Below are 20,734 nucleotides of genomic sequence, written 5' to 3'. Positions count from 1 at the left end.
GGGGTTCGGTCAGGTGCCGGCGGATCGCCGGCGGGGGCGGATCGCCGGCGCGGCCGGTACACCACGCAGGCCGTCGATCGCCGCGGCCAGGCCGCCGAGGGTGCGGGCTTCGTAGACGTGGCGCACCTCGAGGTCCACGCCGAAGGCCTGCCGCACCTGGGCGGCCAGCTTCGTCGCGGCCAGCGAGTTGCCGCCGGCGGCGAAGAAATCGTCCCGGGATGACCCCGTCCCGACGCCGAGCACCCGGGCCCAGATGCCGGCCAGGGCCGGATCACCGGCCGGGCCGTCGGGGTCGGGCCGAGCGGCGACAGTCGGCGTCAACCGCGACCGGTCCAGCTTTCCGTTGCGGGTGAGCGGAAGCCGGTCGAGCCACTCCACCCCGGACGGCACCATGCCCGGTGACAGCCGGGCCGCGAGATGGGCCCGCAGCTGGTCGTCGTCCACCTCGGCGTCGGGCGCGCGCACCACGTAGGCGATCAGCCGGCCACCGGTCGGGCCGCTCCGGTCGACGGCGGCCGCGGCATCGGCGACGGCCGGGTGCTCCCGCAGCACCGTCTCGATCTCGCCCAGCTCGATCCGCAGGCCGCGCAGCTTGACCTGGTCGTCGTCCCGGCCCAGGTAGTCGAAGACCCCGTCCGCGCCCCGACGACCCCGGTCACCGGTGTGGTAGAGCCGGGCGCCGGGGGTGGCGGCGAACGGATCCGGCCGGAACCGGGTGGCGGTCAGGTCGGGACGGCCGAGGTAGCCCCGAGCGACCGCGGGGCCGCCGACGCACAGCTCGCCGACCGCGCCGTCGGCCACCGGCCGACCGTCGCCGTCGAGCAGGAACACCTGGCGGTCGCCCACCGACCTCCCGATCGGCACCGCCCCCGCCAGGGGCGATCCGGGCTCGGCGACGTGGGCGGTGGCCAGCGCGGTGCACTCGACCGGGCCGTACGCGTTGATCAGCCGGAGACCGGGCACCGCCGCGAGCAGCCGGGAATAGTGCGCCGGCGACGCGGCCTCGCCGCCGGAGACGAGCCAGGTCAACCCGCGCAGCAGCTGGGGCTCCTCGTCGATCACGATGTTGAGGGCCTGGGCGGGCAGGAAGAGTCCGGTCACGCCGTGGTCGCGGGCGAACCGGGCGACGGCCAGCGGATCGGCGGTGTCACCCGGGTAGACGACGACCTCGCCCCCGCTGACCAGCGCGGGGTAGAGGTCGAAGACGTGCCCGTCCCACGACATCGAGGAGTGGAACAGGGTCGCCCGGCCCGGCCCCCAGGTGGCGTAGGTGACGTCGGCGAAGAAGCCCGGCACGCTCGCGTGAGGTACCTCGATCCCCTTGGGCCGGCCGGTGGATCCGGACGTGAAGGGCACATAGCAGATGTCGTCCGGCGACACGGCCAGGTCGAGGTTCTCGGCCGATCGGGCGGTGACCTCCGGCGCGTCCGCGTGCAGCGGCACCATGGGAACAGCGCCGGTGGGCGGGTGGTCTGCCTGGCTGCCCGTCACCACCAGGCGGGGTGCCGTTTCGGTCAGGATCCAGCGCGCCCGCTCGGCCGGCACGTCGCGCTCCAACGGCACATAGGCCGCACCCGCCTTGAGGACGGCCAGCATGGCGACCACGCTGTCGACGGAGCGGTCCAGCCGCAGCGCCACCCGGTCGGCGGTCACGACGCCCAGGTGCCGCAGCTGCCGGGCCACCTGGTTGGCCCGCTGGTTCAGCTCGGCGTAGGTGAGGCGCCGGCCGTCACCGCGGAGGGCCGGCGCCCCGGGGGTACGCCGGACCTGGTCCTCGAACAGCACGTGCAGGCATCGAGGAGACTTCATGACGGCCTTTCACTGATGGCGAACGGGTGATGTCAGATGGCAGCTGCAGATTCGCAGGGGCGCCTATCCCGCCGATATTGATCGCGCATCGGCGCCTCCCCGTCGCCGTCGCCGGCGACCGGGACCGCACTGAACTCACGCCAGTCGCCCCGGGTGCCGGCCGCCTCGGACAGCGCTGCCGCGGCCGCCGCCAGGGCCTGACCGAGCCGCCGCTCACCCGTGCCGGCCGCCTGGCGCACGGCGGCGATCAGGCCATGGCGCTCCGCGTCGAACCAGGCCGTGGCGCCGGTCATCAGCACCCGGTCCACCCAGCCGTTGCCGGGCTCGGGCGCCATCGTCACGCTGACCGCCGGCACCGGGCCGCGCCCGCGCCGGGCCGCCTCCACGGCCAACCGCAGCCAGGCCGCGAGGGTACGTCGCCGGGCGGCCGCCAGGTCGGCCGGCGTCTCGTGGCCGGCCAGCAGGTCGCGGGCGTACACCGCGACCAGCCCGGGCAGGCGGTAGCGGGCCGGCCGGCCGGACAGCCGGACCGCCGCGACCAGTTGCCGGTCCACCAGCGTCTCCAGCACGTCGCGGGCGTCGGCGTCGGGCTCGTCGAGCAGGGGTCCGGCCACCCAGTCGCCGAAGTCGGCGGCCGGCACGATGCTCAGCCGCCGCAGCAGCCGCCGGGCCACCGGCTCCAGCGCGGCGACGTCCGCGGCCAGGCCGGCCCGCACGTCCCAACCGGCGTAGGCCAGCTCGGCGAGGCGCCGGCGTGGCTCGGCCAACCGGTCGAGCAGCTGCGCGGTCGTCCAATGTGGCCTTGCGGCCAGCCGGGACGCGACGATGCGCACGGCCAGCGGCAGGCCGTCGCACACCCGGATCAGGTCGAGGCTGCTCGACAGGTCGTCGTAGACCCGGCTGGAGCCGATCACGGCCGACAGCAGGTCCGTGCCCTCGGTCGAGGTCAGCACGTCCACGTCGATGAGCCGGGCCCCGGGCAGGCTCGCCAGTCTCGGCCGGCTGGTGACGATGACGGCGCAGCGCGGGCCGCCCGGGAGCAGCGACCGCACCTGCTCCTCGTCGCCCGCGTCGTCCAGCACCACCAGGACGCGCCGGTCGCCCAGCCGGAGGCGGTACAGCTCGGCACGCTCCTCGTCCCCGGCGGGGATGTCGTCGCCGTTGACCCCGAGTGCCCGGAGAAACCTCGCCAGCACCTGACCGGTGGGCACCCCGCGCCCTTCGGCCCCGCCCAGGGTCACGTAGAGCTGGCCGTCGGGGAACTCGTCGGCCAGCTCGTGCGCCGCGTGCACCGCGAGCGACGTCTTCCCGGCTCCGGCCCGTCCGGCCAGGGCTACGATGCCGATGCCGCGCGGCGGCCCGGTCGGGGCCGGCCGGTTGGCCAGCACGTCGCGCATCTCGGCCATGGCCTTGTCGCGGCCGGTGAAGTCGGCCACCGCCGCCGGCAGCATGTGCGGCGTCACCTCGGCGTCCACCGCGACCGGCCCGGCGCCGATCGGGGTCATCGGATGCAGCACGGCCTCGCCGGTGAGGATCTGCCGCTCCAGCTCACGGAGATCCTCGCCCGGCTCGAGGCCCAGCTCGGTGGCGAAGGTGCGGCGCACGGTGCGGTACGTCTCCAGCGCCTCGGCCTGCCGCCCGGCCCGGTACAGCGCCAGCATCAACTGGCCGCACAGCCGCTCCCGCAGCGGATGCTGCGCGACCATCCGCATCAGATCACCGATGACCTCCTGATGGTCGCCCAGATCGAGCCGGGCCTGGATGGTGTTCTCGTCCAGCACGAGCCGGCGTTCGGCGAGAGCCACGCCGGCCGACCGGACGATCCGGCTGGCCACGTCGGAGAGCGGATCGCCCCGCCACAGCGCGTTCGCGGCGTCGTAGGCGGTCAGGGCGTCGGTCAGCCGGCCGTCGTCGGCGGCCGCCCGCCCGACGCCGATGAGATGATCGAATGTCTGCAGGTCCAGCTCGCCGTCGGCGACCCGGAGCAGATAGCCCGGCGATCGCGTCACGACGGGGTCGCCCAGCCCGGCGTCGGCCAGCGCGCGCCGCAGGCCGGACACGCAGATGAGGACCTGGCTGCGGGCCGTCGACGGCGGGGCGTCGTTCCACAAGGTATCGGCCAGTCGGTTTACCGACACAATACGATTGGCCTCCAGCAGCAGGACAGCCAGAATGGTGCGCTGTCGCGGAGCTAGCGGGGCTATCGGGCCGGCGCTGCCGATGACCTCCAGTGGTCCGAGAATCTTGAACCGGTTCGTCACCGACCTGCCCCCCATGCTTGCCCCCAATACCGCCACGACCAGCGGATCCAGCGTCAGCCGAGACCATGACAGGAAGCGCTGACGTGGCGCTGAAATGGCGCTGAAATGGCGCTGAAAGCCCAGCTGTTCATCAATTCCGCCGTCGATCATGACAAATGCCTGTTGACTTGTTCATCATTGTGGTGTTGTGATTTCTCGGCTGACCGCCCAACAAGGAGGATTGTCATGAAAGAATCGAGCACCGCGACATCGATCGATCGTCAGCCCGTCCGGGGTGGGACCGTACTGACCCCGTCGCGGGTCAACGCGATGATCCGGGCCCGCTCGGCCTACCAGGTCGTCAAGTTCCGCACGACGTGCACGGACTGCGTGCCCAACCTGTGACCCGACCCGGAGATTGACCCGATGTTCGACGGGACCTGGCTCTCGCCGGACGACCTCAGCAAGGCATGCGCTCTGGACGCGGTGCCCGGTCTCCGGCCGCACCGGGTCCAGAGCCTGCGGCTGATCCCGTCGCTGCTGCTGTCGTGCTGGGACCGGCCGACCGGTGCGTTCTCGCTCGGCCACACCCGCACCGTCATCGTCCTGGCCACCGACGGGATCGGCTGGTCGGCGGCCGAACGGTGCTGGTCACCCGACCTGCTGGCCCCGTTGACGAGCACCTTTCCCAGCACGTCCACCGCTGCCTGGCTGACCGCCACGACCGGAGTGGCACCGACCATCCACGGTGTCCCGGGCCCGGTCTACCGTGCTAGGCCCGAGGTGCTCTTCAACTGTGTCACCGATCAGGCCGCCGGCCGGATCACCGACTGGACGGCCCAGGACACCGCCGTCGAGGTCGACCTCCCTTCACATCGGACCGTCTTCGAGGAGTTGAGCGATCGCGGGGCATCCGTCACCGCCCTGCCCGGTGACCTGACCACCGTGCCCGGCCGGTGGGCCGACGCGGTGTTGCGGGGCGCGACCGCGGTCGCCCCCGGCGGCGACTGGCCCGCGCTGTCGCGGCGCCCGGTCCAGGCGGTGCGCAGCGTGGTCGAGGACGTGGACGCGGTGGTCGCCGGCCGGCCGGGCGCCGGTGGCCGGCTGGTGTGGGCCTTCGTGCACCTCGACCCCTACATCCACCGGCACGGGTACGACGGCAGCATCGACGCTGCGCTCGCCCGGCTCGACCAGGCGGCTCGCCGGTGGAGCCGGTCCGGGCACACCGTCGTCGCCCACGCCGACCACGGCTTGACCCGGACCCGGCCGACGCCCGCGGTGGACATGATGACCGCGGCGGGCGCCCGGGCCCTGTGCCGCCTGCCCGCCGGCGGGGCCGGCCGCACCCGCTGGTGGTATCCGAAGCCGTCCCACCACGGCGACGTGCTGGCCGCCGTCGGCGCAGCCCTCGGCGAGGACGCCCTGGTGGTGCCGGCCGGCCGGCTGGTCGACCTCGGCCTCGTGGCCACGGATGGTGTGCTGCTGGACCGCATCGGCGAGGTGGTGGCGATCGCGCTGGGCGACCGCTTTCCGCTGGTCGATCCGGCCGACCGCTACGAGCACGGCTCATTGACGGCGGACGAGATGCTCGCCCCGCTCGCCGTCTGGGCCCCCGATCACTGACGCAACAGCTACCCGAGGAGGAACCACCGATGGCGCACGCCACCTTCCACGACAAGATCGGAAACGTCCAGGGTCTGGACGTGCGGCCGGGGCAGACCCTGCGGGCCCTGCTCCAGGCCAACGGCATCCCTCGCAACGCGGTGCTGACCTCCGTGAACGGAGCCGTGGTCACCGAGGAGATCGGCGTGATCGGCCCGGACGACCACGTCGAGATCCGCCAGGTCCGCCACTACGACCTGGAGATCACCCGGCAGCCTCCCCGCCGGATCTTCTCGGCCCCCGCGCCGGTCTACACCAAGTCGGTCATGTTCGACGAGCGCGGCAAGCTGGAGGTGCGGTCCGAACAGCTCGACGCGTTCGGGTTCGTGGAGTACGTCGAGCGGACGTTCGTCGAGAGCATCACCTCGGCCGGCCTGATCGAGCCGGGGGCGGAGATCATGACCGGGCTCTCCGGCGGCCGCGACAGCGTGGCGTTTCTCAAGCTGCTCGAACGCACCCGCGCCCAGCTGCCCGCGTTCACCATGGTGGCCACCACCGTGACCGGGACCCCCGACTGGGAGGAGCCCGCGACGTTCCACGCCGCCCAGCTCGCCTGCGAAGGGCTCGGCATCGACCAGGTGCTGGTCACCGCGGACGAGATCCAGGCCACGTTCAACCTGGACCGCCCGTACATCGACGTGATGAACGAGGTGGTGACCGGCGAGTCGGCCATGTTCAACATGGTGATCGCGCACCACACGCTGCGACGGATGGTGGAGATCGAGGCCGAGCGCCGCGGGGTGACGACGATCGCGCTGGGCTTCAACGCCGACGACCTGGTGGCCAGCATGGTCACCTGGTTCACGACCGGGTTCCGGATGGGCCCGATCCCCAAGCGCCGGGTCGGCCCGTTCACCTATCTGTTCCCGCTGTTCCACATCACCAAGAAGGAGCTCACCCTCTACCTCGACCTGGTGGCGCCGGAGCTCAACCAGCAGGGCGCCCCGGGCCGGTTCACCACCGGGCCGGCGGAGCGGTCGTTGGCCTACGCGATCACCGACCACCTCTTCGACCTGTGGCCCGGCGTGGACTACTACCTGTTCCCGGCGCTGGACAACGTGCAGCGCTCGATGATGCCGGCGGCCGAGGACGAGTGCGCGGTCTGCGGCGCGGCGTTCCTGCTGCAGGAGGGGGTGGACAACCCGGTCGCGATCTGCGATGTCTGCTCGTTCTTCGCCCGGCACAAGTACACAGTGAGAGACAGCCGCTTCATTCGCTGACGCAGGCGAACAGCGGTACGGGCCGCATCCCGTACCGCATCTTGAAGTCACCGTTGCGGCGGCCGCCCTCGACCAGCGCCAGGCCGCGTTCGAGGGCGATGCGGATCGAGGTCGACCACAGGACGTAGTGCGGGCTGAACCCGTCAACGGTGGCGTAGCGGAAGCCGGCCACCCACATGTGCAACCGATCGTCGTCGACCAGGAGCACCGCCGCGCCGAGCAACTCCCGTGGGCCGTCGATCCGCACCACGAGGGCCTGCCGGCCGAGGCCGAGGACGAAGTCCGGAAAGCGGTTCGGAGAGTAGAACTCCTCGTTGCCGAACTTGGCCGCGGTCAGCCGGCAGACCTCGCACACCTCGTCGAGGCCGGCCCGATCGGGCGCGGCCACCGAGACGACCGCCCCCGCGTCGGCGCAGCGGCGAAGGTTACGCGCGAGGTTGTGCCGGGCCTTGCGGTTGAGCGACGCCAGGTAGCCGGCGAAGCTGCCCAGGCCGGCCAGGGGCAGCTGGTGCCGCGTGTCCACCGGCACGACCGTCCAGCCGTGCCGGCGGGCGACGGCCAGGACGGGGTCGCGACCGTCCACATTCACCAGCCCGGCCAGCACCGCACCCTCGTCCGATCGAAGCCGCGCCAGCCGGTCCAGCACGGCCCGCCCGATGTCTTCGGCCCGCTCGGGCCGGTCGGCGAGCATGGGTATCCGGGTGTCGTAGCAGTACCAGACGTGGCCGAGCAGCGCCCTTCCGGCCGTGGGGAGTTCGGCCGGAAAGACGCCGAGGGGGTCGAACGCCCGCTGCAGGTAGCAGGGAAAGACCGCCACCGGCTCACCCGACCGGTAGACGGTCAGGTAGCGGACGGCGTCGACAGGGCCGACCGGATAGCGCTCGTAGGACCGCAGGTAGTCCAGCCCATAGAAGAGCGGAGCCCGGGCGCCGGCCACGACGCGCTGCCAGTCGTCGACATTGACCGACCCGATGGTGTGGGCGACCTCGACGGTCACGTCGGACCCGCTCACGGCTCCGCCCCGACCGGAGCGGGGTCACCGGCCAGCCAACCCGTGTCCCGCAGGACGGCGAACAGCCGGGTGGCGAGCGGCACGGAGATCGGTAGTTGGCTGGCGAACGCCGCCCACCGGATGGCCGCCCCGGCGCCCCGATGGCCGTCCAGCGAGTGGGCCAGGGCCACGAACGTGGCATAGGCGCCCGGCCCGTCGAGCGCCAGCTGCTCCGACAGCCAGGCCCGGTCAGCCTCGCTCGCGTCCTCGATCAGCGCGCGCAGGTTGAACGGACCCGGCCAGCCCGGAATCAACGACGGCCCCCGGTCGACCACCGCCGGCTCGCCGGCCACGGCCTCGCCCGCCACGGCCTCGCCCGCCACGGCCTCGCCCGCCACGGCCTCGCCCGCCACGGTCTCACCCGCCACGATGACGTGGAGGTGGTCGGCCAGACCGTCCAGCCATCGTTCGGCCGTCCGGCGGCGGTCGTCACCCGAGCCACCATCCAAGCTGGACAGAGAGCCCACCGAGGCGACCGCGACCCGGCGCCGATGCTCGAGCAGATCCGCACGCGCGTCGTCGCACCAGGGGTCGAAATCGCCCGGCCCGGCCTCGCGGGCGCCGGCCGGCGGCTGGAGGCACGACCGGATCAGCTCGGCCCCCCAGGCCGTGGTCAGGCGCTCGATCTCGGGCAGGTCGGCCGCCCCGGCCTCGCAGATCGTGGCCAGCGCGCCGCTGGTCACCGCGACCACCCGCCGCAGTTCGGCCCGGTCCACCTTGTCCAGGGTGTCGGCCGAGGTGTGATGGTACCGGTCCGGCCAATGTCCCAGTTGGACGCTGGGCCGGCCTATCGACCGGTCGGCCGGCAGCAGGTGGTCGGAGGCGCCGACGAACGGCGTGGCTCGCCACGACCAGGTGTCACAGGCCACGGCGGAGCTGAACGACCGGCCGGTGGGCGGCAGCGACTCGACGCACCGTTCGACGACCGCGTTGAGGTAGGACGGCAGATGGTCAGGGCTCCGTTCGACGATCAGCGGGCCGCCGCAGACCCGCTGGTCCTCGCCGACCATGTCGAGGTTGATCGCGAGGTCGAAGCCGGTCCGGGCCGGGTCGGCCCGGTGCTCGTGCAGGTGGGCGGCGAGCCCGACGAACTCCGGCCCCCACACGAACCACAGCCCGCGCCGCAGCTGCGACCGGCGGGCGGCTGCGGCCCGCGCGACGGCGAGCAGCGCCACCACTCCCGAGGCGTTGTCGTTGGCGCTCGGCGCGGGATGACACAGGTGCGCGCAGAGCAGGACACCGCCGGGTCCGCTTCCGGGCAGCCGGCCGGTGACCACCGGCAGGCCGGCCCCCCGCCGCACTGACACCGTGACCCGGGCCGATCCGCCCGCCGCTGCCGCGGCGATGATCCGGCGCAGCTGCGACGGCGAGACGCTGAAGCCGAACAGGGTCGACCCGTTCGGCAGCTCCAGGCGCCGGGCCAGGTCGTCATCGGACGGTCCGCCACCGACCACCACCCCGATCGCGCCGGCCTCAGCCACCGCGACGAGCGGCAGCCCCGGTGTGTCGACGACGACGGTGCACCCCGGCAGCGGCCCACCCGACCATCGCGACCACAGCACGAGCGGCGTGACCACGCCCTGGTCGGCGGTGGGCGCCGACTGGAAGGCCAGCCGGTAGGGCTGCTCCGGATAGGACACCACCGGCTCGTCCGGCCGGCCGTCGACCCCGAGCAGGGTCAGCTCGGCCCGCTCGGGGGTCCACGACATCGGTGCGGCGAACGTCCACCAGCGCCGTTGGCCGTCGGCCGGGTAGCGGTGCACCTCGACGTCGTCGAGCCCGGCGGCGACCGCGCGCTCGGCGACATAGACGGCCGCTCCCTCGGCGCCGGCCGACGCCTGGTAGCGGTCGAAGGTCACCAGCTCGCGCAGCTCACGTCCGGCCAGGTCGGGATCGAACCCCTGATATGCGGCCCGGACGAGCCGCGTCACCCGACTCACGGCCGGCCACCCATGCCGTCCGAGCCGCCCAGGCCGCCCAGGCCACCCGGGCCACCCAGGCCGCCCGGGCCACCCAGGCCGCCCGGATCGCCCAGGCCGTCCGGACCACCCAGGCCGTCCGGGCCGTCCGGGCCTGCGTCCGGGCCGTCGACCAGGCCGAGAAACCGTTGGTACCGTTCGGGCGAAAGAGGGACTGCCAGCTTGACCAGCGGGTAGCGGGCCGCACCCGGCGGGCCGAGGCTCAGGTGCTTGGCCGCGAGATGACGCGACCGGAGCAGACGCTCGGCCGCCGGCCCACCCGGCGTGGTGAGCCACGGCAGCGCCTCGTGGTGCGAGTCGACCGGGACGCCGGCCGCCCGCAGCCGCCCGGTCACCGTCGGCTTGACCTCGGCGATCCGGCGCCGAAGCGCGCCGAAGACGTCTCCCTGGGCGAGCAGCCGCAGCGCGAGGTCGTAGGCGAGGGCAGACGTGCCCAGCCCGGCCACCGCCAGCCGAACCCGGAGGGTCGCGGCCGCGGCGCCCAGCGCATAGCCCACCCGGAGTCCGCCGCAGCAGTACCCTTTGGACAGACCGCGCAGCACGACCACGTTCTCGCACTCGTCGATCAGGGCGGCCACGCTCGCGGCCGGCCCCAGATAGCTCGCCTGCGCCTCGTCCACGATCACCAGCGTCTCGACGGCCACCGAGCTGAGCGCCCGGACCGTGGCCTGGTCGACGAGCCGGCCGAGGATGTCCGGCGACTCGAGCACGACCAGACTGGGCCGCTCCCGCCGAATCGTGTCGACAGCCCGGTCGAGATCGTCCCACGGGTCGATCGGCACGACCCGGGCGCCGAGGCGGCTGGCCCACGTCGGCAGGTCGGGGTGGCCGAGCCGGCCGGCACAGACCGGCGCCGTGGTGGCCAGCGTCGCCAGCTCCCGCAGCAGACCGCTCACGCCCGCCCCGAACGTGATCTGCTCGGCGACCACCGTCCGGCCGAAGTGCCGCGACAACGGCTCGGCGGCGTTCTCGGCGCCGTAGGGGTCGAACACGTCGAACCGGCGGGATCGCTCAACCAGGGACGGAGCTCCCGGCCCGGCGAGTCCACGCCAGGCCCGATCGATCGCCGGCCACACGAACTCGACCTCGTCCGGCGACCACCGCAGATCCAGCGCACCGAACGGAAGGTCCGCCTCCCGATAGCTCTGTACCGCCAGGTCCGGGCCCCTTTCGACACTCACAGCTGTCTATCCTAGGCCCGGGCGGCTAGCCGACTCGGACCATTTCGGAGGAGAAGTTGCCCTGCGCGCTGAAGGTGTAGAGGTCTTTGCCGGTGCAACGGTATTGGCTCGGCTCGGGAAAGAACGTGACCGGCGTCTTGGCGTTGACTTTTCCGTTACGTCGCAGCGTGTCCACCGCGTTCGACTTGGTGACGGTGTCGGTGATGGTGCCGTCGTCGGCGTAGTACCGGCTGGATACCGTGCCGCGGTGAACGTCTGACCAGGTGTTGCCGCGATAGCGGGCAATCCGTGGTCGCATCTTGCTGTAGTCGGTGCGTGCGGTGCCGTCGGCCCGGAAGATGACGATGGTTCCAGCGCCGCCGGTGTACAGCACGCGGGTGTCGTCGATCAGGCCCCACGCTCGGTTCGTCGTGGTCCGCCAGGTGCCCAGCAGGCAGGGATCGATGCCGGGTCGGTAACTGGGCGATGGGCTCGCCGATACCGATGGGCTCATCGCCAGGGACGGGCTCGGTGCCGGTTGGGACACCGGTCCCTCGCCGCGTTGGGTGGCGAGGTTCATCACGGTGACGGTGAGCGCGATGACCCCGGCTACCACGGCGGCGGCCCCGGCGATTCGCGGGCCGTTGGCGACCGGCCGGGTGGGCGACACAGGCAGTGGCCCGGGCTGCGGGTAGGTGCCTGCGGGCACTTCGCTGCAGGCGGACCGAGGGTCGGTTCGGGGCTGCGGGGCCGGCAGCTCAGCCATGGTGTCCGCAGCCACCGGGTCCGCGGCCCTTGTGGTCGGGTCTTGCGGGCCGGCGACAGTGGTGGGGATGGCGAGACCGGGTGCGGGCTTTTCCTCGTGCGCCACCGTGGCGGGATCAGCCTCGGTCGGAGTGACCGCCGTCGGGGCGGACGGCTCGACGGTGCTTGCCGGTGGCGCCGCCTGCTCGGTGTCGGATGATCGCTTGCCCTGTGCCGCCTGGAGATCCGTCGGTGCCGCCTGGAGATCCCCCGGTGCCGCCTGGAGATCCCCCGGTGCCGGCTGGAGATCCGTCGGTGCCGGCTGGAGATCCGTCGGTGCCGGCTGGAGATCCGTCGGCGCCGCGATGGTGGGTGGCGGGGCGACGAGAGTGGCGTCGATGGTGTCCGGTGTGAACCGGCGTCGTCGCCGCCGCCGCGAGGACGTCGGGGTTTCCGGCGGCTGCGCCGCGATGGCCAGCAGGGGTGCTGCCCGGTCGGCGGTGAGCCGCTGGTCGGCGTCCTTGGCCAGCAGTCCCTTGATGACGGGCCACAGCTGCCCGGCGTGGGCGGGCGGTTTGGGTTGGCTGGTGAGCACGGCGGCGAGGGTGGCCTGGGTGTCCTCGCCGTGGAATGGCGGGCGGCCGGTCACCGCCGCGTACAGGGTCACGCCCAGTGCCCACAGATCGGCGGCCGGCGTCGCCGGCCGGCCGTTGATCCGCTCGGGCGACAGGTACGACGGTGAGCCCACCATCTGCCCGGTCGCGGTCAGCATGGTGGCGCCGTCGACGGCGGCGATGCCGAAGTCGGTCAGCACCACCCGGTCTTCGTCGAGGAGGATGTTGGCCGGCTTGACATCGCGATGCAGGATGCCGTGCCGGTGCGCCGCACGCAACGCGTCCAGCACTCGCAGCCCGATCTCGGCAGCCTGCCACGCGGACAGCACACCCTGCGCTCGAATGGCCTCGGCCAGGGAACGGCCGCCGACCAGCTCCATGACGATCCATGGCCGCCCGTCATCGGTGACCACGTCGTGCACCGTGATGATGCCCGGGTGGCGAAGCTGAGCGGCTGCTTGCGCCTCCCGCAGCGCCCGCCGGATGAGCGGATCCGCGGGATTGTCGCCGGTGGAGGGGAGGTGGATCTCCTTGATCGCGACATCGCGGTGGAGCAACCCGTCGCGGGCCTGCCACACGACTCCCATCCCGCCCCGGCCCAGCTGCCGCACCAACGCGTAACGGCCGGCCACCACCCTAGCCGCGTCCTGGGACATGCCCGGAACTGTACCGGTGCCCGTGGACCGCCCGTACCCCGCCAACGATCCGATCTGGAGCCTGCCGACCGCTTCGTTACCGTAGGCAGCGAGGGGGCCCGATGTTCATCATTGCGATCTTGGTTGCCGCCGGCTCGGCCATCGCCTTCATCTGGCCCTGGTACGTCCAGGGCCGCAAGGAATACCGGCGGCTTGTCGACGCGCCGCGACTGACGGTCCGCGCCCTCAACGACCTGCGGGAGCTGCCCGAGTGGGTCGTGCTCGAGGCCCGCACCGGCGCCGGAACGGTGACGGCTCCCCTGTCCTCGACGGGCTGCGCCTGGTATCAGGTGACGGCGGGCAGGACCCGGCCGCAGGGTGATGCCGGCATGGAGTTCATCGTCAAAGTTCTGCACACCGCGACCTCGCCGGACAGCGGAATCCCGCTGGTCGATCCCGGTGATCCGGAAACCGTCGTCTGGCTGAGAAACGATCTGGCCGACAAACGCCTCGGCTACACGATCCCGACGCTGACCACGCTGACTGTCAACGAGCGGATCGGCATCGCCGGCCGGTCCGACGCCGCCGGGTGGCTGCACCTGCGGCAGCTCCAGGCTGACGGCCATGTGTCGGTAGCGGACCTCGCCCTCGGCGTGGGCGACGAAGGACTGACGGTGGTCGAGGAAACCGCCCCGGCGGACACCCCGGTCCTCGTCCTCGGAAAGCCGGAGATGCGGGACATCGGCATCGTCCTGTCCGCCACCCCCGGGTGGCGGACCAGGCTTGAGGGCGTCAGCACGTGGCCGGACTCGGAGGTACGGCGTCGATTCGCCTTCCGGGTCACCGTGTACCGGCGGCTACTCATGGGAGCGATGATGGCGATTGTTCTGATTTGCGGTGGGGCGATCGGCTGGAGCGCGATCTTCGAGGAGGGCTGAAGCCCCGGTCCGGCCCGAACCGGGGCTGACCTCCGGTATCAGGTTCGTAACCTGCGGTTCATCTGCCCTTGACATGGGGAATGCCGGCGTAGAGACTCCGACTACGTAGTCAAAGACTACGTAGTCAACCCAGAGTCCGGGAGCGTCATGTCCGAGTCCTCAGGTGCCACTCCAGCGTCCCGTCCCGCTCGCCCCGCCCGGGCCAGCAGCACGGATGTGGCCCGGCTGGCCGGCGTCTCGCAGAAGACCGTCTCCCGGGTCATGAACGAGGAGCCGCACGTCAAGGACGACGTGCGGCGGCGGGTGCTGCAAGCGGCGGCCGAGCTCGGCTACCGCCGCAACAACGCGGCACGCACGCTGCTGTCCGGCCGTTCGCGACGGATCGGCGTGGTGGCCCTCGGCTCCGCCCTGTACGGGCCGTCGTCGCTGCTGGTCGCCCTCGAACGCGCCGCGCACAGCACCGGCTACGCACTGAGCCTGGCCAACACCTTCGAGGACGACCCGGCCGAGGTGCTCTCCGCCGTCGACGCGCTGCTGGAGCAGGGGGTGGACGGCGTTGTCATCTCCGAGCCGATCGACATGGGCGACGTGTCCTTCGCCGTGGACGTCCCCGTCCTGAGCCTGGGTCACTTTCCCGGGCTGCGCGCGCCCCGGCTGATCACCGTCGGCGAGGAGGAGGACAACGCCGCCGCCGGGGCGGTGGCGACCGAGCACCTGCTCTCCCTGGGACACCGCACGGTCCGGCACGTGGCCGGCCCGCAGCGGTGGTGGTCGGCGCGGGGGCGGGTCGACGGCTGGCGGCGCGCGCTGAAGGTCGCCGGCGCCGAGGAGCGGCCCTACCTCGAAGGCGACTGGACCCCCGAGTCCGGCTACCGCGCCGGGCAGGAGCTCGCGCGGGATCGCGACCTGACCGCCGTGTTCGTCGGCAACGACGACATGGCCATCGGGGTGATCCGCGCCCTGCACGAGGCCGGGCTGTCCACGCCCGGCGACGTCAGCGTCGTCGGCTTCGACGACATCCCGAGCGCGGCCTACCTGGTGCCGTCGCTCACCACCGTCGCGCAGGAATTCGACACCATGGCCAGAAACGGTCTCACCCGGCTGGTGCGCGTGATCGAGAACCCCGCCGACGAGGGGCCCGGCGACGACACATCGACACCGCGACTGGTCATCAGATCGTCCACCGCGGCACCGTCGAGGTGACGGCGAAAGCCGCCACCTCGACGGAAATACACCCGTCATAGAACAGCCGCTCCGCCACTGCCATGGCCGGAGCAATGCCACCGAGGAGTTTACAACGTGATCCAGATACAGCCAAAAACGGTCGGGAGACGGGCTTTGCTGGCCGGCGCCCTCGCCTTCACCACGGTCCTGGCCACCGCCTGCGGCGGCGGCGACTCCGACACCGCGACAACCGCCCCGGCCGTGGCCTCGCAGGCCGACATCGACAAGGCCCTGCAGACCCCCACCGAGCTGACCTTCTGGACCTGGGTGCCGAACATCCAGAAGGAGGTCGACCTGTTCCAGCAGAAGTATCCGGCGATCAAGGTGAAGGTCGTCAACGCGGGGCAGGGCGAGCCCCAGTACACCAAGCTGCGCACCGCCCTCAAGGCCGGCACCGGCGCACCCGACGTGGCGCAGATCGAGTTCCAGTACATCCCGACCTTCTCCATCACGAAGAGCCTCGTCGATCTGCGGGCCTACGGCGCCGACACGCACAAGGACAAGTTCGTCGACTGGACGTGGGGCCAGGTCACCGGCGCCAACGGTGAGGTCTGGGCCTATCCCCAGGACACCGGCCCGATGGGCATGCTCTACCGCCAGGACATCTTCGACAAGCACCAGATCGCCCCGCCGAAGACCTGGGACGAGTTCGCCGCCGCCGCCGAGAAGCTGCACGCCGCCGACCCGGGCGTGACCATGACCAACCTCGCCGCGAACCAGAACGGCGTCTGGATGGGCATGCTCTGGCAGGCCGGCGCGAAGCCGTTCGCCACCACCGGGCCGGAGTCGGTGAAGATCAACGTCAACGACGCCGCCTCGAAGAAGGTCGGCGCCTACTGGGAAAAGCTGATCAAGAGCGGCGCCGTCTCGGCGGACCCGGACTTCACCGACGCCTGGTACCAGTCCCTGAACCGGGGCAAGTACGCCACCTGGCTGACGGCGGCGTGGGGCCCGGTCTTCCTCACCGGCAGCGCCGCGAGCACCTCGGGCAAGTGGCGCGCGGCGCCGCTGCCGCAGTGGGACGCGAGCAAGCCGGCCTCCGGTAACTGGGGCGGATCGACCAGCGCGGTCGTCACTGGCACCAAGAACCCCATCGCGGCCGCCAAGTTCGCCGAGTTCCTCAACACCGATCCGGCGTCGACGAAGATGTTCGCGAGCGAGCAGTTCCTCTTCCCCGCCACCAAGGCCCTGCTGGCGGACGCCTCCTTCACCGGGCAGAAGCCCGCCTTCTACGGCGGCCAGGCCGTCAACCAGGTCTTCTCCGAGATCAGTTCCACCGTGGACCCCCAGTTCCAGTGGCCGCCGTTCCTCGACCAGGCGGTCAACGACTGGGACGAGACCGTCGGGAAGTCCTTCGCCGACAAGGGTGACGTCGGCGGCGCGCTCGACGCGTGGCAGAAACGGATCACGGACTACGCCGGCAATCAGGGCTTCAAGGTCGAAACGAGCTGACGCTGCGGCTCCCGGGCCGTCGGGTCCGGGAGCCGGCACCCCGCATCCTCCCGAAGAAGGGCAAGTACCGTGAGCATCTCGCCCGGGCTGCCGGGGGTTCGCCGCCGTCGCGTCAACCACGCCAACAGCGGATACCTCTTCGTGGCACCGTTTCTCCTGATCTTCGTCACCCTCCTCATCCTGCCGCTGGCGTACGCGGCCTACCTGAGCTTCTTCAGGGAGCAACTCATCGGCGGCACCGTGTTCGCCGGCTTCGACAACTACACCCGCGCCCTCGGCGACGAGCGCCTCATCTCCGGCTCCGTCCGGGTCGCCAAGTTCTTCCTGGTCCAGGTGCCGATCATGCTGGCGGTGGCGGTGCTGGCGGCCCTCGCGATCGACAGCGGGCTGCTGCGCTTCGCGAAGGTGTTCCGGCTCGGCATCTTCGTGCCCTACGCGGTGCCGGCGGTGGTCGCCACGCTGATGTGGGGCTACCTGTACGGCCGCGACTTCGGCCCCTTCGCGCAACTGGCGGACACGTTCGGCGGCACCGGGCCGGACTTTCTCAGCTCGGGCCTCATTCTCGGCTCGATCGGGAACATCGTCACCTGGGAGTTCACCGGCTACAACATGATCATTCTGTACGCCGCCCTGCGCACCGTGCCCACCGAGTTGTACGAGGCGGCCGCGGTGGACGGCGCCGGCCCGCTGCGGATCGCGTGGAACATCAAGATCCCGGCCCTGCGGCCCGCGCTGCTGCTCTGCCTGATCTTCTCGGTGATCGGCAGCTTCCAGCTCTTCGCCGAGCCGAACCTGCTGCAACGCCTGTCGCCGAGCGCCATCGACAGCGCCTACACCCCCAACCTGTACGCCTACACGCTGGCCTTCACCGGCCAGGAGGTGAACTACGCCGCGGCGGTGTCCTTCCTGCTCGGCCTCGTCATCGTCGTCGCCTCGTCCGCCGTCCTGTTCGTGACCAGCCGAAGGAGCCGGCGATGAGCACCACGCGGCGCAGCAATCTCCTCACCCTGGGCATGCTGGCCCTGCTGATCTACTTCCTGTTGCCGCTGTTCTGGCTCGTCGTCGCGTCGACGAAGAGCACAGCCGACCTCTTCTCCACCTTCGGGCTGTGGTTCAGCGACGACGTGTCGTTGTTCTCCAACATCGGCAAGACGTTCACCTACGACGGCGGCGTCTACTCCCGGTGGATGCTCAACACGATCATCTACGCGCTGGTCAGCGCCGGCGGCGCGGCGCTGCTGAGCGCCCTCGGCGGCTACGGCTTCGCCAAGTACAAGTTCCGCGGCAACAACAGCCTCTTCGGCATGGTGCTGGGCTCCATCATGGTGCCGACCACCGCGCTGGCCATCCCGACGTACCTGCTGTTCAGCAAGGTGGGCCTGGTCAACACGCCCTGGGCGATCATCCTGCCGTCGCTGGTCAGCCCGTTCGGGCTCTACCTGATGCGCATCTACGCGCAGGACGCGGTGTCCGACAGCATCATCGAGGCGGCGCGGATCGACGGCGCGGGCGAGTTCCGGATCTTCTTCCGGGTCGCGTTGCGCTCGCTGGTGCCGGGACTCGTCACCGTCCTGCTGTTCACCCTGGTCGCGACCTGGAACAACTACTTCCTCCCGCTGATCATGCTGAACGACCCGGCGCTGTACCCGATCACCGTGGGGCTCGCCTCGTGGTCGTCGCAGTCGGTGGGCGGCAGCGGGTCGACCGGCGACCTGCTGGCCCTGGTCGTCACCGGCTCCCTGTTGTCGGTGATCCCCCTGATCGCGGCCTTCCTGTTGCTGCAGCGCTACTGGCAGTCCGGTCTGACCACCGGCGGTGTCAAGGAGTAGCCGGGCAACACCCGAGAAGTCTCGAACCTCAAGCACTGGGAGTGTGTCCATGGTGGAGCAGTTGCCTCCGCGCGTGCTGTTCGGCGCCGCGTACTACCACGAATACCAGCAGACCGACCGCCTGAAGGAAGACCTCGATCTGATGGCCGAGGCGCGATTCTCGGTCATCCGGGTCGGTGAGTCGGTGTGGTCGACCTGGGAGCCCGAGAACGGCGTGTTCAACCTCGATTGGCTCGAGCCGGTGCTGGACGCGGCCCACGAGCGGGGCATCTCGGTCGTGCTCGGCACCCCCACGTACGCCGTACCGCCGTGGCTGGCCAGGCACTACCCGGAGATAGCCGGCGAGCGGCGGACCGGCGAGCGGATCGGCTGGGGCGCGCGCCAGGAGGTCGACTTCACCCACTCGGCGTTCCGCTTCCACGCCGAGCGGGTGGTCCGCAAGATCGTCGCCCGGTACGCGGCCCACCCCGCCGTGATCGGCTTCCAGGTCGACAACGAACCCGGCAACGAACTGCTGCACAATCACGGCGTCTTCCAGCGCTTCGTCGACCACCTGCGGCAGACCTACGGCGACGTGGAGAACCTCAACCGCGAGTGGGGGCTCGTCTACTGGTCGCACCGGCTGTCCACCTGGGCCGACCTGTGGACCCCCGACGGCAACCTGCAGCCCCAGTACGACGTGGCGTGGCGCCAGTTCCAGGCCGACCAGACGACCGAGTTCATCGGCTGGCAGGCGGACATCGTCCGGCAGTACGCCCGGCCGGAGCAGTTCGTCACGACCTGCCTGTCCTACGAGCGGCCGGCCGTGGAGGACGACCGGCTCGCCGACCGGCTGGACGTCATCGCGGGCAATCCCTACTACACGATGCAGGACGCGCTGGAACTGCCGGATCGCCGTGCGGCGGCGCAGAACTGGACCACGTCCGGCACCTGGGCGCTCTACCTGAGCGCCGACCGCATGTTCTCCTCCCGGCAGGAACCGTTCCTGGTCACCGAGACCAACGCCATGCACATCGGCTACCCCTGGGACAGCCGTCCCGCCTACGACGGACAGTGGCGCCAGGCCGCCTGGGCGCTGGTCTCCCGGGGCGCCCGCATGATCGAATACTGGCACTGGAACACCCTGCCGTTCGGCACCGAGACCTACTGGGGCGGGATCCTGCCGCACAGCGGCCGCCCCGGGCGCACCTACCGCGAGCTGGCGCGGCTGGGCGCCGAGTTCGAGGCCGCCGGCGACCTGGTGGCCGGGCTGACACCGGACGCCGAGATCGCGATGGTCTACTCGGCGCCGAGCAAGTGGCTGATGCAGAAGTACCCGGCGCTGGCGCAGCCCGACGGTGGCCCGGACTACGACGCGTACCGGGGGATCTTCGACCCGTTCTACCGGGGGGCCTTCGACGCGGGACTGAACGTGCGCATCCTGCACAGCCGCGGGCTCGTCGAGCGGCCCCCCGGCGAGACCGCCGCGCGGCACCCCGTCCTGATCGTTCCCGGCCTGTACCTCGCCGACGACGCCACGATCGACTGGCTCGTCGGCTATGCGGCCGCCGGTGGCCACCTGGTGCTGGGACCGCGTACCGGATATGCCGACGAGCAGGCCCGGGTCCGCACCCGGACCGCGCCCGCCGGCATCGCGGCGGCCGCGGGCGTCGGCTACGACGAGTTCAGCAACCTGGCCGATCCCCTGCCCGTGCGTGCCGCGCCCGGCTCGTCGCTGGTCCTGCCGCCGGACGCGGCGGCCGAGCGCTGGGCCGACGCGCTGGAGACCACCGGAGCCGAGGTCCTCGCCGGATATTCCCATCCGCACTTCGGACGGTGGCCGGCCGCCACCACCCACCCGCACGGCCGGGGCCGCATCAGCTATCTCGGCACGGTGCCGAACCAGCCGTTCGCCCGGGCCCTCTGCGACTGGCTGGTCCCCCGCCGCGGCGGCGACTGGCGGGACCTACCGGAGAGCGTCACGGCCGCCGGCGCGACGGCACCGGACGGGCGCCGGGTGCGCATCGTGCACAACTGGTCCTGGAATCCGGCGGCGGTGACGCTGCCGGCCGCCGTCCGCAACGTGCTCACCGGCGACCGGCTGGACGCCGGCGCGGAGCTGCTGCTCGGGCCGTGGGACGTCCAGATCCTGGCCGAACCGGCCGAACCGGCGGAGCATCGGACCGGTGCGTAGCCGT

Annotated in this window: 15 protein-coding genes; 9 read left to right on the top strand and 6 right to left on the bottom strand. The window is 71.5% G+C overall.

Going from position 1 to position 20,734, the window contains the following annotated elements; translation table 11 throughout:
* Positions 1–9: 9 nt before the first annotated feature.
* Positions 10–1,809: a non-ribosomal peptide synthetase gene (locus tag DMB66_RS41800; protein ID WP_125809667.1), complete on the bottom strand. Its 1,800-nt coding sequence runs from the start codon at positions 1,807–1,809 to the stop codon at positions 10–12.
* Between the two features lie 32 nt (positions 1,810–1,841).
* Positions 1,842–4,085, bottom strand: coding sequence for an AfsR/SARP family transcriptional regulator (locus DMB66_RS41795; protein WP_255441240.1), 2,244 nt, complete (start codon positions 4,083–4,085; stop codon positions 1,842–1,844).
* Positions 4,086–4,295: 210 nt separating this feature from the next.
* On the opposite strand from DMB66_RS41795, the gene DMB66_RS61715 reads away from it, so the two are divergent.
* The 3 genes from DMB66_RS61715 to DMB66_RS41785 are packed head-to-tail and all read left to right on the top strand — an operon-like array spanning position 4,296 to position 6,931.
* Positions 4,296–4,454: a hypothetical protein gene (locus tag DMB66_RS61715; protein WP_158647541.1), complete on the top strand. Its 159-nt coding sequence runs from the start codon at positions 4,296–4,298 to the stop codon at positions 4,452–4,454.
* A gap of 21 nt (positions 4,455–4,475) precedes the next feature.
* Complete coding sequence (locus tag DMB66_RS41790) at positions 4,476–5,672, top strand: alkaline phosphatase family protein (protein ID WP_125809665.1); 1,197 nt, start codon at positions 4,476–4,478, stop codon at positions 5,670–5,672.
* A gap of 29 nt (positions 5,673–5,701) precedes the next feature.
* Entirely contained in the window at positions 5,702–6,931 is a 1,230-nt protein-coding gene (locus DMB66_RS41785; RefSeq protein ID WP_125809664.1) for a hypothetical protein, read from the top strand.
* On the opposite strand, the gene DMB66_RS41780 is transcribed toward DMB66_RS41785, so the two are convergent.
* Genes DMB66_RS41780 through DMB66_RS65655 form a run of 4 tightly spaced genes read right to left on the bottom strand, consistent with a single transcriptional unit; the run spans position 6,921 to position 13,135 of the window.
* Positions 6,921–7,943, bottom strand: a complete 1,023-nt coding sequence (locus DMB66_RS41780) for a GNAT family N-acetyltransferase (RefSeq protein ID WP_125809663.1) — start codon at positions 7,941–7,943, stop codon at positions 6,921–6,923. The genes DMB66_RS41785 and DMB66_RS41780 overlap by 11 nt on opposite strands.
* The gene (locus tag DMB66_RS61710) at positions 7,940–9,922 is read right to left on the bottom strand and encodes a DUF4910 domain-containing protein (RefSeq protein WP_158647540.1); all 1,983 of its coding nucleotides are present in this window, start codon (positions 9,920–9,922) and stop codon (positions 7,940–7,942) included. Before DMB66_RS61710 ends, DMB66_RS41780 begins: the two co-directional genes overlap by 4 nt.
* Positions 9,919–11,142 (bottom strand): aminotransferase class I/II-fold pyridoxal phosphate-dependent enzyme, encoded by a 1,224-nt coding sequence (locus tag DMB66_RS65660; RefSeq protein WP_125809662.1) that lies wholly within the window; start codon positions 11,140–11,142, stop codon positions 9,919–9,921. Before DMB66_RS65660 ends, DMB66_RS61710 begins: the two co-directional genes overlap by 4 nt.
* A gap of 25 nt (positions 11,143–11,167) precedes the next feature.
* Positions 11,168–13,135, bottom strand: a complete 1,968-nt coding sequence (locus tag DMB66_RS65655; RefSeq protein WP_125809661.1) for a serine/threonine-protein kinase — start codon at positions 13,133–13,135, stop codon at positions 11,168–11,170.
* Between the two features lie 101 nt (positions 13,136–13,236).
* Between DMB66_RS65655 and DMB66_RS41760 the strand changes: the two genes are divergently transcribed.
* The 6 genes from DMB66_RS41760 to DMB66_RS41735 all read left to right on the top strand — a co-directional run bounded on the left by DMB66_RS41760 (position 13,237) and on the right by DMB66_RS41735 (position 20,730).
* Complete coding sequence (locus DMB66_RS41760) at positions 13,237–14,052, top strand: hypothetical protein (RefSeq protein WP_125809660.1); 816 nt, start codon at positions 13,237–13,239, stop codon at positions 14,050–14,052.
* A 147-nt stretch (positions 14,053–14,199) separates the two neighbouring features.
* A complete protein-coding gene (locus DMB66_RS41755) occupies positions 14,200–15,255 on the top strand; it encodes a LacI family DNA-binding transcriptional regulator (RefSeq protein ID WP_125809659.1) in 1,056 nt (351 codons plus the stop codon).
* 135 nt (positions 15,256–15,390) lie between these two features.
* On the top strand, positions 15,391–16,728 hold the full coding sequence (locus tag DMB66_RS41750; RefSeq protein ID WP_199752934.1) for an ABC transporter substrate-binding protein: 1,338 nt from the start codon (positions 15,391–15,393) through the stop codon (positions 16,726–16,728).
* 69 nt (positions 16,729–16,797) lie between these two features.
* A complete protein-coding gene (locus DMB66_RS41745; RefSeq protein ID WP_125809657.1) occupies positions 16,798–17,706 on the top strand; it encodes a carbohydrate ABC transporter permease in 909 nt (302 codons plus the stop codon).
* The gene (locus tag DMB66_RS41740; protein ID WP_199752933.1) at positions 17,703–18,557 is read left to right on the top strand and encodes a carbohydrate ABC transporter permease; all 855 of its coding nucleotides are present in this window, start codon (positions 17,703–17,705) and stop codon (positions 18,555–18,557) included. The genes DMB66_RS41745 and DMB66_RS41740 overlap by 4 nt, the downstream gene beginning before the upstream one ends.
* A 49-nt stretch (positions 18,558–18,606) precedes the next feature.
* On the top strand, positions 18,607–20,730 hold the full coding sequence (locus tag DMB66_RS41735; protein ID WP_199752932.1) for a beta-galactosidase: 2,124 nt from the start codon (positions 18,607–18,609) through the stop codon (positions 20,728–20,730).
* Positions 20,731–20,734 lie beyond the last annotated feature (4 nt).

The sequence above is a fragment of the Actinoplanes sp. ATCC 53533 genome, from assembly GCF_003947245.1.
Note: the sequence above shows the minus strand (reverse complement) of the source record. Positions and strands in the feature narration are given on the sequence as shown.